Below are 14,948 nucleotides of genomic sequence, written 5' to 3'. Positions count from 1 at the left end.
GGAGAATAGTATGAATAAAAAACGAGTAGCGATCAATATGACGGCCCAGCTGCTGGCCTTCGGAGTCAATATGCTCCTGGGCTTCGTGCTGGTGCCGGTCATCGAGGCGATGATCCCCAATGCCTACGGGTTTACGGACATCGCCAATAAGTTTGTGTCGGCGGCGCAGATCGTGGTGTCAGCCCTGAATACCATGGCCAGCCGCTTCATTACCATCCGGATTCACCGGAACGAGCAGCAGGAGGCGGAGGAGTATTTCTCATCGGTCTTCTTTGCCAATGTGCTGATGGCGGTGGTTTTCATGCTCCCGGCCCTCTTCGTGGTACTGTATATAGGAAGAATTTTCCAGATACCGGAGACAGCCAGCGTGACGGATATTCAGATGCTGTTTTTCTTTATCTTTCTGAATTTCCTGATCAGCATTGTGACCAGCGTATTCAGTGTGGCTTCCTACAGTAAGGATCGGCTGGAATTGAGCTCTATTTCCACGATTCTGGGCGAGCTGACGCGTCTGGCGGTGCTGTCGGTCTGCTATCTGTGCTTTAAGCCCTATCTGTTTTACGTGGGCTGCGCGTCGGTCTGCTCCACCGTGATTCAGGCCATCGCGAACCTGACCTTTACGAGAAAGCTTCTGCCGGAAATGAAGCTTCGGCTCCGGGATTTCCGCTGGAGCAAGATCTGGGAGCTGGTCTCCCTGGGAGCCTGGAATTCGGTGACGCGTCTGGGCCAGCTGCTGCTGGACGGCCTGAATACGTCCATTGCCAATATTATGGTGAGCTCCGCGGCCATGACGACGATTTCCATCTCCACCCAGATTCCGGAGGTGATTTCGAACCTGATGGGAACCATCGCGGGCGTTTTCAATCCGCAGATGACGATTGCCTATGCAAAAGAGGACAAAAAGCAGCTTTTGGAAATTATTTCCAGTGCAGACCGCATTATGATTTTTATCATCAGCATTCCCATCGCCTTTCTGACTGTGTTCGGCAGAAACTTTTTTGAGCTGTGGGTGGGCAGAACCCAGAATGCCAGAGAGCTCTATATTCTGGCTATGCTGAATGTGGGTACTCTGTTTGTGAGCGCCAGTATCCAGGTGCTGTACCATGTATTTCTGATTACCAAGCGGGTGAAGCTGAATTCCCTGGTGATCGTGGGAAGCGGCGCCCTGACGGTAGCCACAGTGTTCGTGCTGTTGGAGACCACGGAGCTGGGAATGTACGCCATCGTGGGCGTGAGCATGGTATACGGTATCCTGCGGAATCTGATTTTTACGCCCCTGTACGCGGCGCGCTGTCTGCAGGTGAAATGGTATACCTTTTACGGAGATATTTTTATGGGACTGGTGTCCATCGGGCTGATTTGTCTGGTGGTGCTGCCCTTTGAGCTGTTTTTTACCATCGACGGCTGGGTGAAGCTGTTCGCGGTGGGGATCGCGTCCGGTATCCTGGCGCTGGTGGTGAATTTCTTTGTGGTTCTGCGCGCTTCCGAGCGGCAGATGGTCCTGAACCTGATTCGTAGTAAACTGGTAAGAAAATAACCGAGTTGTGAGAGGGGATTGCAATGGTAAGTATAATTGTACCGGTATACAAGAGCAGAGACACGCTGACGCGCTGTGTGGAGAGCCTGCAAAATCAGACCGCAGCGGATCTGGAAATTCTTCTGGTGGATGACGGTTCGCCGGACGGATCCGGGGAGCTCTGCAGGGAGCTGGCCGGGCATGACGCGCGGATCCGGGTGATTCACAAGGAGAACGGAGGCGTGTCCTCCGCCCGGAACGCAGGGATTCGGGAAGCGAAGGGAGAGTACCTGATTTTCACGGACAGCGATGATTATGTGGAGCCGGATATGGTGGAGAAGCTGCTGGACGGAATCGGGGAGGGCGACATCGCCATCTGCGGCTTCCACCATCACTATCAGGGAAGAGACGTGATTCGGATTCCGGAGGTGCCGGGGCAGAACGGCGAGGAAAATTTTCTGGCGCTCTACGGCCAGGGGTTTTTAAATATGCCCTGGAACAAGCTTTACAAGCGGGAACTGGCGGGCCGGTTTGACGAGTCCTTAAGTCTGGGCGAGGATCTGCTGTTTAACCTGGATTATCTGCGGAAGACGGACGGCATCGCGCTGGTCAAGGCTCCGCTCTGCCATTATATGCAGGACGAGACCGGGGAGAGCCTGTCCTCCCAGAAACGGGAGAATCGGCTGGCCCTGGCCAAGTGCATCTGGCGGGAGACCAGCGATTTTTACCGGGAGCTGGCGGGCCATGAGGATGAGAGCGGCGTCATCAACGCGCGCCTGATTCAGGATGTGCTGGACGACGTGGAGGGCCTGCCCTTTGATGAAGAGCGGACAAAAAAGGAAAAACTGGAAGTGATAGATCGGTATTGCCGGGACGCGGAACTCCACAGCGCGGGAGCGAACGCGGCGCTTAAGGCCCTGGATTATCAGATGATTCATTTCTGTATGCGTCGGGGCTGGAAACGGCTGACCTATGAGCTCTGTGAGCTGCGCGCCATGCTGGTGCGGGCGAAACGGGCTTCTGTGGAGGAAGAGAAGGAAGCGGAACATGAATGATTTAATATCAGTAATTATTCCTGTTTATAAGGTAGAGGAATACCTGTGCCGCTGTGTGGATTCGGTGCTGGCGCAGACATACGGGAATCTGGAAATTATTCTGGTGGACGATGGTTCGCCGGACGGCTGCCCGGCCATGTGCGACGCGTATGCGGGGCAGGACGCCCGGATTCGGGTGATTCATCAGGAAAATGCCGGGCTGTCCGGAGCGCGCAACGCCGGAATTGACGCGGCCAGGGGTCAGTGGCTGGCTTTCGTGGATTCAGACGATTATCTGGCGCCGGATTTTCTGGAATGTCTGTATCGGGCCTGTGTGGATACGGGGAGTGAGCTGAGTGTGTGCCGGTGGATCTACGTGCGCGGGGAAGCTGTCCTGGAGCTGGGAACCGGGGCGGTGGAGACCTGTACGGGCCGGGAAATGCTGCACAGGATGTACGGGCCGGACGGTTCCCGTTTTGTGGTGGCCTGGAACAAGCTGTACCGGAGGGAGCTGTTTCAGGGAATCCGCTATCCGGCGGGCCGGATTCATGAGGATGAGGCCACGACCTACCGGATCTATGATCGAGTGAAGAAGGCTGCTGTGGTGGACTCCACGCGGTACGGGTATTTTATCAACGTGGACAGTATTACCAGAAGCTTCAGCCCCAGACGGCTGGACTGGATCCGGGCGGTCTCGGAGCGGATGGATTTCTTTGAACAGAAGGGCTATGTGGATCTGATGGAGCCGGGGCTTCGGGATCTGGCGGACGGCAGCATCCATATTTATTTTGAAATGCAGGATCAGCGGGCGGCGACGCCGGAGGAACAGCGCTGGATCCGGGATCTGGTGCGGCAGGGGCTGAAACGGGTCAGACGCTACGGAAATTTTCCGCTGCGGACGCGGATTGGTTATCGGCTGTTTCTGCTCTGTCCGGGACTTTATTGGAAATTATTGAATCAGGTGATGAGTGAAAGTGAAAAACAGTAAAAGATTGAGTGTGATTGTTCCGGTCTACAATGTGGAGCAATATCTGAAGCGCTGTGTGGACAGTATTTTAAATCAGACTGTAGCCGATCTGGAGATTATTCTGGTGGACGACGGCTCCACGGACGGATCCGGGGCCATGTGCGATGCTTATGCGAAGAAGCACACGAATATCCGGGTGCTTCACAAGCCAAACGGCGGCCTGACGACCGCCTGGAAAGCGGGACTTGCGCTGGCGACCGGGGAATATACGGGCTTTGTGGACAGCGACGACTGGATTGATCCGGATATGTATGAGCGGATGCTGACACTGGCCCAGCGGGAGGACGCGGACGTGACGGTCTGCGGACTGACCTTTGATTTTGAGGATCCGAAGATCCCGGGTCGGGATGAAATTTCCAATTTCAAGAAGGAGGTCTATGACCGGAAGGCTCTGGAAGCGATGTTTCCGACGCTCATCAATGACGGCTATTTCTTCGGCCGGACGCTGCAGTCGGCCCGGGTGACGAAGATTTTCCGGACAGAGCTTCTGCGGGCGAATGTGCAGTTCTGCGACGACCGGGTGGCGGTGGGGGAGGATATGCAGATTACGTTCCCGGTGCTTCTGGATACGCAGAAGCTGTGCGTGGTACAGAATTTTTATCCCTATCACTATTGGATTAATAACAAGTCGATTACGGGACAGTATGACAGTGGCTATATCGAGAAGGTGAAGCTTCTGAGAGCGCGGCTGCAGGCCATCAGCGACGCCAAGGGCGTCTATGATTTTACGGCGCAGATCCGGAATGATTTTCTGGGACTGGCGGTGCTGGCCGTGAAGAATGAGATCTATCGGAATTATAAGTCCGGGCGGCGGACGGTGGTGGCGAATGTGCGACGAATCTGCGAGGATCCGGAAGTTCGGGAGGCCATCGAGGAGCATACGATGGATAAGCTGTCGGTGTCCATCCGGCTGTATCTGTGGCTGATGCGGACGGGACATTATAACCTGTGTTACTGGCTGGTGCTGGTGTTCTTTAAGGTGAATTATTATCTCGGGAGAGAGTATAAAAGACAGTAGAATACAGACGGACGAAGAGAAAACTATCTCCGCTCACTGAGGTTGGCGGGGATAGTTCTCTCTTCTGGTAGCGTAAGACTTTAATAAGCTAAACGAATAAAACAAATTTTTAGAAAACTATTGACAAACCGGAAAAACGTGCATATAATACAAACAACATCAAACAGAGAAACCTGTGAAGAAGAGTAGTAGCGGACAGATGCGGATCTACAGAGAGTTCCGGAGGGTGGAAACGGAGCGTGAGGCAGTCGGTGAATGGACTTCGGAGGGCGGCTTTGAACGAGCAGACGGTCAAGTAGAAGCTGACGGGACCCCACCCGTTATCCATCGGGGCACGTATGATGGTACGTGTAGCGAGCGGACATTTCGCAGGAAATGTCAATTTGGGTGGTATCGCAGAAGTATATGACGCTTTTGTCCCATATATATGGGGCAAAGGCGTTTTTTTCGTATACCTAATGAGCCAGGCGTTCAGATATGAATTCAAACTGGATGAGGTGCTTGCACATCAGCCAGTTTGAATTCATATCTGAACATGCGGCGAACAGCCGCGAGCCTGGGAACACGGAGTGTTCTCAGGCTTTACCTGGCGGGGGTAGGACGAATGATACTTTCCTCCAGACAGTCAGCTCCGGCAAGGCGGACTGTTACATCTGCCATCTAAATTAAAAAAGAATGGAGAACAAAATTATGAAAAACATGACTCTCAAGAAACTGGTAGCTTTTGGTTGTGCGGCAGCACTGACATTTTCCATGGTAGGATGTGGATCCAAGGCCGATACCTCCGCAGACACCGGAGCTTCCAGCACCGCGGCAGAGACCGACGCTGACACAGACGCGGCGTCCGGCGACACTGCAGAGTACAACGTAGCCATTGTAAAGCAGCTCGATCACGCTTCCCTGGATGAAATCGCCAACGCGGTAGCGGCAGAGCTGGACCAGATTGCGAAGGATAACAATGTAACCATCCATTACGAGATTTATTCCGGACAGAACGACCAGACGACCCTGAAGCAGATTGGCGACCAGGCTATCGCGGACGGTGTAGACGCCATCATCCCGATTGCGACTCTGGCAGCACAGGTCATGACTGTATGCGCTCAGGATACCCAGACGCCGGTGATCTTCGCGGCAATTTCTGACCCGGAGGCAGCAGAGCTGACCGGCATCGACTACGTAACAGGAACCAGCGACGCTCTGGATACCAATAAGATTATGGAAATGATGTTTGCCCAGAACCCGGACATCCAGAAGGTAGGCCTTCTGTACTCCCTGTCTGAGGCCAACTCCACAAAGCCGATTGCGGACGCAAAGGCATACCTGGAGGAAAAAGGCATCAATTACACCGAGCAGCCGGCCAATACCAACGACGAGGTAATCGCAGCGGCCTCCTCTCTGGTAGCTGACAAGGTAGACGCTATCTTCACACCGACCGACAATGTCATCATGGCGGCAGAGCTGGCTATCTATGAGGATCTTGCAAAGGCTGGCATCCCGCACTACACCGGAGCAGATTCCTTCGTAAGAAACGGCGCGTTCGCCACCTGCGGCGTGAACTACACAGACCTTGGCGCTCAGACGGCTGACCTGGCATACACCGCTATGACAGAGGGCATGGACGGCCTGGAGGACTACTACGTAACAGAGGGCGGCATCATCACCGTCAACACGGAGACAGCAGCGACTCTTGGCATCGATTACTCCGTATTCAATGATATGGGAACTGTCGTAGAGGTTCAGACCACTGAGGAATAAAAAAGATTTTAAATAAGAAGAGACAAGAAAGCAGGACAGCGGCAATCTCTAAAATGCGGCTGTCCTGCCCATCTTTATGTATGGAGGTGTTCCTGTGTTACATATTTTACAAACGGCCCTGGAATTGGGCTTCCTGTACGCGTTGATCCCCATGGCCCTGTTCTTAAGCTTCCGTGTATTGGACATTGCCGATATGACCACCGACGGCTGCTTCGTACTGGGCACGGCGGTATCCGTCACCATGGCGGCAGCCGGACATCCGTTCCTGGCCATCCCCGCGGCTATGGCGGCAGGCGTCTGCGCAGGTTTCGTGACCGCATTCCAGCAGACCCGCCTGGGCGTACCGTCCATCCTGGCCGGAATCGTTACCAATATGGGACTATATACGATTAACCTGATGGTTATGAAATGGAGCGCCAATGTGAGCCTCCTGAAGACTGCCACCATTTTCACCCTGTTCCAGCAAACCGGCATCGGCGGACAGTGGTATGAGGTGCTGCTGGCCGGAACCGTTGTGATTCTGGCAGGCGTGCTGCTGGTGCTGTTCCTGAGTACCCGACTTGGTCTCTCCATCCGCGCCACCGGCGATAATATCGATATGGTGCGTGCTTCTTCGGTAAATCCGACCTTTACCATCACCGTAGGCCTGTGCGTGGCCAATGCGCTGACGGCTCTCTCCGGCGCCATGGTGGGCCAGTATCAGAATACTGCCGACATCAACGGCGGCACCGGAATCGTGGTCATCGGTCTGGCCTGTCTGATCATCGGTGAGACCGTGCTGGGCCGCAAAAGCGTGGTAAAAGGCGCGTTGGCGGCTGTGATTGGTTCGATTATCTATCGTTTTATCTACGCGATTGTATTGTATACAAAAATTATGCCGGTACAGGGGCTGAAGCTGGTGACTGCGATTATCGTGGCCCTGGCCATCGCGTTCCCGACCATGAAGAACTGGGCGGCCTTCCAGAAGCGGAAAAACGCCCGGAAAAAGGCACATACCGTGAAAGGGGGCCGTTTCTAATGCTGGACATTCAGAACATATCGAAAACCTTTAACCCGGGGACGGTCAATGCGAAGAGCGCCCTGTCCGGTCTCTCTCTGCATCTGGATCACGGGGATTTTGTGACCATCATCGGCTCCAACGGAGCCGGAAAATCCACCCTGTTCAATGCCATTGCAGGCGGCTTCTATGTGGACGAGGGCGCGGTGATGGTGGACGGCGAAGACATCACCTTCCTGCCGGAGTATAAGCGCAGTCGCTTCATCGGCCGCCTGTTCCAGGATCCCTTGAAGGGAACGGCCCCGGGCATGACCATCGAGGAAAATCTGGCGCTGGCCTACTTACGTGCATCCAGGGGAACTTCCGCCTTTTCCCGCATCTCGAAGAAGGATAAAGAAGTATTCCGGGAGCGCCTGTCCCTGCTAAATATGGGACTGGAAGACCGGATGAAGCAGCCGGTCGGCCTGCTCTCCGGCGGACAGCGTCAGGCGCTGACCTTACTGATGTCAACCTTAGTGACGCCGAAGCTTCTGCTGCTCGATGAGCACACGGCAGCCCTGGATCCGGCGACAGCGGAGAAGGTGCTGCAGCTGACGAAAGATATCGTGGAGCAGGAACAGATCACCTGCATGATGATCACCCACAACATGCGCCAGGCCCTGGAGCTGGGCAATCGGACCCTGATGATGGCCGACGGCAATATCGTCCTGGACGTGGGCGGAGAAGAGCGAAAGCATATGACCGTGGAAGATCTGCTGACCCGCTTCAAGGCAGGCGCAGGACATGAGCTGGACAATGACCGGATCCTGCTTTCCGACGCGGCACAGTAAAAGCGAAGAAAGAGAATATGGAAAATAGAAAGAGTATGTAACCATTTCAGGAAAGTAAGAATGCGTTACATACTCTTTTTGTTATGTAATAGGAAATTCCTATGGAATCCCCTATTACATAAAAATATTATCGCACTGCGGCGGAAAGGAATCATGTCGCTAAAGCGACCCGCCGCAGGCGGAGAATCCTGCGAAGCAGGATTCTTTCTTACCTTCGGATTTTCCGATATCCCCGCCCCGCCAGAATCGCCAGCCATACAAGCCCGGCCAGCCCGCTTATCGCGATTCCGGCCTTCATCCCCGGCGGCGTCAGGCACAGACGGATCTCATGCTCCCCGGCCGGAAGCTTTGCGCCTGCGAATGCGGTATTGACCGTATACAATTCCGTAGCCACCCCATCCACATAGAGCTTCATGCCCTTCTGCATGGGAATGGAAGTGACGAACCAGCAGTCCGTATCGGCGGAAGCCTTGCAGGCCAGGATCTCATTTTTCGTAGTATCGCAGTCCAGCGCTTCCACAGCCGTCCAGGCCTTCTCCTGGAACACCGAAGCGTCTAAGAGACCGAACCGGATATTTTTCAATGTATAATGCCCTTTGGGCAGCTTAATTTTCAATTTTGTGATGCCCTGCCCAGAGTCTGCCACGCCGTCCACGGAGGCGGAGAGAAACTGATACTGGAAGGTCCCGTTTCCGTTGGGATAGGCTGCGCCGGGTGCGGACAGTTTGTTTTTCACGCCGTTGATGGTGATAGTCACAGCCTTGCCGGTGTGGTTGGCCACGTCGAAGCGGAGCAGCAGGAGTTGTTCCTGAACGGGGGTTTGGAAGTTCAGGATCACGGTGCTGTCACGGGTGACCTTGAGATCGTAGGAGCGGTTTTTGGCGTCCCCGGAGGCGGCAAGCTGCACCGTGGCCGGGATTTCTTTGGAAGACCAGAGAGGCTGGTAGTACCGGATTTTTGTGCGCCAGCCTTCTTCTTTTTCAGAAGAAGATTTACCGGAAATGGTGGAGCTGTCAGCTGCTTCGTCCGGAATCACGGTGGTGCGGGTCAGGGCCTCGGCCTGCTCCCAGCCTTTGATTCGGTTGAACAGGGTGTCGGTCATGGTATCGCTGGTCAGATAGGCCATCGGCAGCACGGATTCATTTTCCGAGACAGCCATCGTATCATTTTCCCAGAGCACCCGGTAGCCTGCAGGTACCTGGGATGGGCTGGTCTCCAGATAACGGATGCCCATAAAATTCAGCAGAAACGGGTTGTTGGCGGTCAGGATGGCCAGCCGGTTATTAATCTGCACCGGGGTTTTCAGGTAGTCATAGTACACTCGGGAGTATTCATTACTGTAGACCGACGAGTACATGGAGCTCTTACTGCGGACGGATGACGCGTCCCGGTTACCGTTGACTAACGGATGAACCAGAGAATCATAGCGGTACAGGGAGTCCGTATACAGGGTCAGGGCAGGTTTTTCAATGGCGGCATCCATATCAGCCTGGGTGACAAATTTTTCCTTCGAAGCCGAGCGAAGGAAGAAGAGACAGGGCATAATCAGGAGACAGAGAAACGCGAAGCGGGACAACAGATAGCGAAGTCCCGAACCTGCCACAGGGGCAGCGCCTTCGGAAGCTTCGGCCCGATCCTCACTGACTGCCATGGCCAGCAGCACCACAGCCAGCAGAAAGAGAAAGTCCGCCTGTACCAGCGTCCAGTAGCTCTTATGCAGGTAGCGGAAAATGACCGCAAATAGCAATGGGAACGGCCAGAGCCGGAAGCTCACGCGACCGTTTTTCAGATCCGACAGAATCAGCGCGCAGTGGAGCAGAAGCAGCGGCAGAAACGGCATCAGAATCTTCGCCCGGGCGTAAAGGGTGGCGTTCAGGAGGTAGGAGATCCCGCCCCAGAGGAACAGCAGCAAAAAGATCAGGCTGACGGCCCGATACTTCCGGATGGCCACGCCCAGCACCACCAGATACAGGACGATAAGGGTCACGCCCAGCCCGTAGGAGCTGTAAAGCAGGGACTGGAAATCTTCAAAAAAAGTGGTTAATCCCGCATCCCCCGAAGCCGAGGCGCGCCGGTGCTCCAGAAGGGACAGGCCGGTGGGCAAAAGAAGTGCAAAAGCCAGAAAGCCGCCCAGGGCGCAGGAGACAAACCAGGGCTTGAAGAAATATCGACCGGACAGCCAGGCCCAGTACCAGCCGATGACCACGAAGCAGGCCGGGGCATAGTAGAAGCTGTGGAGGCAGATCAGCAGCATCCACAGCGGCAGCAGGGCCGGCATCCGTCGGGGGCTCTTTTTCACAGATAAAAGGGCCAGCAGCAGAAACGGCATATAATTTACGAACATGAGCTGCCGATGAGTATGGAAAAAACAGGAAGCGGTCAGAAAGAGGACGCTTCCCATAAAGGAGTCAAAGCCGGACAGCCGGTGCCGTCGGAGCAGCAGATAGAAGAGCAGCACGCTTAAGAGGCAGCCGCCCAGCGCATAGGCAATGACGATTTTGTACATGGGGACTGCGGGCAGAAGACAGCCAATGAGGATGTCCGGGCGCAGATACCCATAATAAGAAAACTGAAATCCATTGCTGCCGCCGCCCAGAGGCAGGTAGGCAGGCAAGAGCGTATGCTGCTCCCGCATGGCTGTGCGGATGGTCTCAGCCAGGGCTGTGTGCTGGCTCAGCCAGTCCGTGGTGGAGCCGTAGACGCAGCCCGCCGGAAGGGACAGATGGATGAGCAGCGCAAAAAGTCCGGTCAGAAGCACCGGGTAAATCCATTTTCGAGTCATAAAATCTCCTTCGATGTCAGCGTGATACAGTTTCGCCGTCTATTCCCCGGCAATGACCTTCTCGATGCCCCGCATATCGGCTGCTGTGTCTGTAAAGGAGCTCCAGTAGCTGCCGATGATCTTGTCGCTGGCAGCCAGGCAGTAGAGATCCAGCAGGGCGTCATGCATACCGGCCACGGAATTGCGGTCGATGGTACGGGATTGATTGCTGATAATTTTTCCCGGGAAGCGGCTGCGGAGCAGATCTTCCTCGCGCTGGTCGTCGGTGGCCAGGAAGAAGCGGGTCTCCGGGTGGGCCAGAAGCTCCTGTTCCATCTCGGCGATGAATTGCTCTGTGGTGCTCTTGCCCATGGAAACGGCGTTGTCAGTGCGGCGGATATGGACGCCCACGCAGCGGGGCGCAAAGTCCTTTGTAAATGCGTCCACACGCTTCTGAAGCGCGTCAGTGGGCACAAAAAGGGAGTAATCCTTCGACGGATAAAAATGCTCCCAGGTGAAGATGTAGACCCGTTTTTTCAATGCCCGGTAGAAATTGTCGTTCAGTGTGCCGTCGGTCTTGTTGTTCAGAATATCGTCATTTCCGAAGCGCTGGCCTGCGGAAAGCTGGTAGTAGAGCTTTCTGGGGTCTTTCAGGGAGCGGATATTGATAAGGATGATATCCGGCTCGTGGATGGGCTGAAACAGATCCTCGAAAGCAGCGTTCAGCTCCGGATTCAGATACCAGAGGATGACAAGTTTTTCCTTTCTGCGCCTGGAAAGCTCTCTTGCGGAATTAATCACGCGCATCCTATTGCATAAACCGCCGGAAGGTTGTATGATTAACATAGTATACCCTGCCGTAGCTGCGGACAGGTCATGAGACGTAAAGCAGCCACGGTTGCCTTTCATTCTTATTGATATAGTATAAAAGTAACGCGCATATTATAGCATTCCGGCGTTACACACACAAGGGAGAACTTATGAAACCACAGAAAATTAAGAATCTGTTTTTGAGACAAAGCTATCAGGACGCCTGGGAGGAGTATGAAAAATCCCTGACCAGGAAATATTTTATCCACTGGGATTATGTGATTCTGACTGCCTCCAACGAGGAGCAGGCGGACGCCTACCAGGCGCAGATCGACGCGCGCCTGGACGCGGGAAGACTGCCGAAGGAGACCACCTACCGGGTACTGCCCGATCCGGACGGCAAGCGGGTGGGCAGCGGCGGAGCCACCTTCCATGTGATGAAATACTTAAGCGAACAGGGCGGGGGCGCAGACTTCTTCCGGGGCAAGCGGATTCTCGTGATTCACTCCGGCGGGGACTCCAAGCGGGTACCCCAGTATTCGGCCTGCGGAAAATTATTTTCACCAGTGCCGCGGGAGCTGCCGGACGGACGGCGTTCCACCCTGTTTGATGAATTTATGATTGGCATGGCGGGCATGCCGTCCCGGTTCCGGGAGGGTATGCTGGTGCTCTCCGGCGACGTGCTACTCCTGTTTAATCCCTTGCAGATTGATTTCACCTTCCACGGCGCGGCGGCCATTTCCATCAAGGAGGATGTGGATACCGGAAAGGACCATGGTGTATTTCTGGGAAATGCGGAGGGCTATGTGGCCAACTTCCTGCACAAGCAGAGCGAGGAGCGCCTGCGTAAGCTTGGCGCGGTGAACGAACACGGCGCGGTGGATCTGGACACCGGAGCCATCATGCTGGACTGCGATCTGCTGGAAAGCCTGTTCTCCCTGATTGGGGAAGATGGGAAAATCGTTCCGGAGAAATACGACCGCTTTGTAAATGAACGGGCGCGCATCAGCTTCTATGGGGATTTCCTGTACCCGCTGGCGTCCGAGTCCACCTTTGAGCAGTTCTTAAAGGAAAAGCCCGAGGGCGACTTCTGTCCGGAGCTTTTAGCCTGCCGGAAGGAGATCTGGGAGGCCCTGCATCCCTATTCTCTGAAGCTTCTGTGCCTGTCCCCGGCCCAGTTCATTCATTTCGGAACGACCCATGAGCTCCTGAAGCTTGTGACCGAGGACATCGACAACTACGAATTCCTGGACTGGAAGCGCCAGGTACTGGGCGTGGAGGAGTCGGAGGGCGCCAATGCCTGCAGCAACAGCTACATCGAGAAGCATACGGAGATTGCGGAATCCTCTTATATAGAAGACAGTTATATTTACGACGGCAGCGAAGTGGGCGAGAACTGCGTGATCTCGGCAGTCACCCTGCGGGGCGAGCGGATCCCGGCGGACACGGTGCTCCACGGCCTGAAGCAGAAGGACGGCCGTTTCGTGGTGCGCGTTTACGGCGTGCAGGATAACCCGAAGGTGACCCTGGAGGACGGCGGCGCGTTCCTGAACAGTACCTTACCGGATTTTCTGGGAAATGTGGGAATGCAGCCTGGAGACCTCTGGGCGGACGCGGAAGGAGCGCACTATCTCTGGACCGCGAAGCTCTATCCGGTCTGTGACACCATCGAGGAAGCCGTGGCGGCGGCCGTGAAGCTTCTGGCCATCGCGGACGGTACGGCGGATGAGGCGACCCGCGGCTGGTACGCGGCCGCGAAGCGTCTGAGCCTCCAGGAGAGCTTTGAGCAGGCCGATGTGAAGGAAATCACCGCATGGCAGGCGAAGCTGGGCACCAGAGTGCGAATTGCCAGATTTTTACTGATGCTGGAGGAACGTAAAAGCATTGAGGAGATCCGGGCGGTCTTCGGCGAGCAGGGCGTGACGACCTCCCAGGTAGAGAAGCTGCGGGCCATTGCGGAAAAGTCTGATTTCAGCATCCGCATGCGCATTTACTATTATTTATCGAAAATGACAGTCGGACAGGTGAGCGAGGATCTGGAAAACCAGTGCTTCCGTTATCTCTGCGACAGCTTATATGAGGCCAGCATCGGCAAGGCCCCGGCGGAGGAGTCGTACCACATCACCAGGGATGAGGTGAAGGTGGAGCTGCCCATCCGCGTGAATTTCGGCGGCGGCTGGTCTGACACGCCGCCCTACTGCAACGAGCACGGCGGCACGGTCCTGAACGCGGCGGCGAAGCTGAACGGTATCCTTCCGGTCATCGTCACCGTGAAGAAGATGGATAAGCCCTGTATTGCGCTGGCCAGCACCGATTCCGGCGCTTACGATGAATTCACGGACGTGAAGGTGCTGCAGAGCTGTCGGGATCCCTTCGATACCTACGCCCTTCACAAGGCGGCGCTTCTGGCCTGCGGCATCGTGCCGCTGAACCGGGAGGCGACCTTGGAAGAACTGTTGGAGAAGCTGGGCGGCGGTCTCTATCTGTCCACAGCAGTTATGGGAATTCCGCGCGGATCCGGCCTTGGCACCAGCAGTATTCTGGCGGGCGCCTGCGTGAAAGCGATTTTCGAATACATCGGGAAAGAAGTGACCGAAAATGAATTATACACCCACGTCCTCTGCATGGAGCAGCTTATGAGCACCGGCGGAGGCTGGCAGGATCAGGTGGGCGGCCTGACGGGCGGCATCAAGCTGGTGAGCACCAAGCCGGGCCTGATGCAGAATATTGAGGTACAGCATCTGAATATCCCGGAGGAAGCTTTGCAGGAGCTGAAAGACCGCTTCGTCCTGATTTACACCGGCCAGCGGCGTCTGGCGCGGAATCTGCTCCGGGAGGTGGTCGGCGGCTACATCGGCTCCAATCCCAATTCCCTGGAGGTGCTCTATGAGATTCAGCAGGTGGCAGTCCTGATGAAGTTCGAGCTGGAAAAGGGCAATATCGACGGTTTCGCGGAGCTGCTTGACCGGCACTGGGAGCTGTCCCGGCGGCTGGACGGCGGCAGCACCAACACCTGCATCGATCAGATTTTCCTGAGCTGCGAGGATCTGCTGGCGGCCCGGATGATCTGCGGCGCGGGAGGCGGCGGCTTCCTGCAGGCTATCCTGAAAAAAGGCTGCACGAAGGAGCAGCTGCGTGAAAGAATCCACAGCGTGTTCCAGGACAGCGGCGTGGACGTGTGGGACTGCGCGTTAGTATAA

Annotated in this window: 10 protein-coding genes and 1 other annotated feature; of the genes, 8 read left to right on the top strand and 2 right to left on the bottom strand. The window is 55.4% G+C overall.

What is annotated here, in order from left to right:
• Positions 1–10: 10 nt before the first annotated feature.
• The 7 genes from OCV63_RS12260 to OCV63_RS12230 all read left to right on the top strand — a co-directional run bounded on the left by OCV63_RS12260 (position 11) and on the right by OCV63_RS12230 (position 8,177).
• Positions 11–1,537 (top strand): lipopolysaccharide biosynthesis protein, encoded by a 1,527-nt coding sequence (locus OCV63_RS12260; protein WP_158364275.1) that lies wholly within the window; start codon positions 11–13, stop codon positions 1,535–1,537.
• 23 nt (positions 1,538–1,560) lie between these two features.
• Positions 1,561–2,571 carry a glycosyltransferase family 2 protein gene (locus tag OCV63_RS12255; RefSeq protein ID WP_158364273.1) on the top strand — a complete coding sequence of 337 codons (1,011 nt, stop codon included), beginning with the start codon at positions 1,561–1,563 and terminating at the stop codon, positions 2,569–2,571.
• A complete protein-coding gene (locus tag OCV63_RS12250; protein ID WP_262670848.1) occupies positions 2,564–3,538 on the top strand; it encodes a glycosyltransferase family 2 protein in 975 nt (324 codons plus the stop codon). Before OCV63_RS12255 ends, OCV63_RS12250 begins: the two co-directional genes overlap by 8 nt.
• A complete protein-coding gene (locus OCV63_RS12245) occupies positions 3,525–4,595 on the top strand; it encodes a glycosyltransferase (RefSeq protein ID WP_262670847.1) in 1,071 nt (356 codons plus the stop codon). The genes OCV63_RS12250 and OCV63_RS12245 overlap by 14 nt, the downstream gene beginning before the upstream one ends.
• Before the next feature lie 166 nt (positions 4,596–4,761).
• Positions 4,762–5,020: a binding site (T-box leader), on the top strand.
• Between the two features lie 265 nt (positions 5,021–5,285).
• The gene (locus tag OCV63_RS12240) at positions 5,286–6,350 is read left to right on the top strand and encodes an ABC transporter substrate-binding protein (RefSeq protein WP_158364269.1); all 1,065 of its coding nucleotides are present in this window, start codon (positions 5,286–5,288) and stop codon (positions 6,348–6,350) included.
• Between the two features lie 94 nt (positions 6,351–6,444).
• Entirely contained in the window at positions 6,445–7,368 is a 924-nt protein-coding gene (locus OCV63_RS12235; RefSeq protein WP_158364267.1) for an ABC transporter permease, read from the top strand.
• Positions 7,368–8,177, top strand: coding sequence for an ABC transporter ATP-binding protein (locus OCV63_RS12230; RefSeq protein WP_158364266.1), 810 nt, complete (start codon positions 7,368–7,370; stop codon positions 8,175–8,177). Before OCV63_RS12235 ends, OCV63_RS12230 begins: the two co-directional genes overlap by 1 nt.
• Positions 8,178–8,385: 208 nt before the next feature.
• Here the strand turns inward: OCV63_RS12230 and OCV63_RS12225 are convergent, their stop codons facing one another.
• A complete protein-coding gene (locus OCV63_RS12225; RefSeq protein ID WP_158364264.1) occupies positions 8,386–10,959 on the bottom strand; it encodes a YfhO family protein in 2,574 nt (857 codons plus the stop codon).
• A gap of 39 nt (positions 10,960–10,998) precedes the next feature.
• On the bottom strand, positions 10,999–11,784 hold the full coding sequence (locus OCV63_RS12220; protein ID WP_158364262.1) for an O-fucosyltransferase family protein: 786 nt from the start codon (positions 11,782–11,784) through the stop codon (positions 10,999–11,001).
• Between the two features lie 134 nt (positions 11,785–11,918).
• Here OCV63_RS12220 and OCV63_RS12215 point away from each other — a divergent pair, with 134 nt between their 5' ends.
• On the top strand, positions 11,919–14,948 hold the full coding sequence (locus OCV63_RS12215; protein WP_158364260.1) for a fucose pyrophosphorylase domain-containing protein: 3,030 nt from the start codon (positions 11,919–11,921) through the stop codon (positions 14,946–14,948).

This window comes from Laedolimicola ammoniilytica (assembly GCF_025567165.1).
In the GTDB taxonomy this organism is placed as follows: Bacteria; Bacillota; Clostridia; order Lachnospirales; family Lachnospiraceae; genus Laedolimicola; species Laedolimicola ammoniilytica.
The sequence above is the reverse complement of the archived record's forward strand: the minus strand, read 5'-3'. Positions and strand labels throughout refer to the sequence as shown.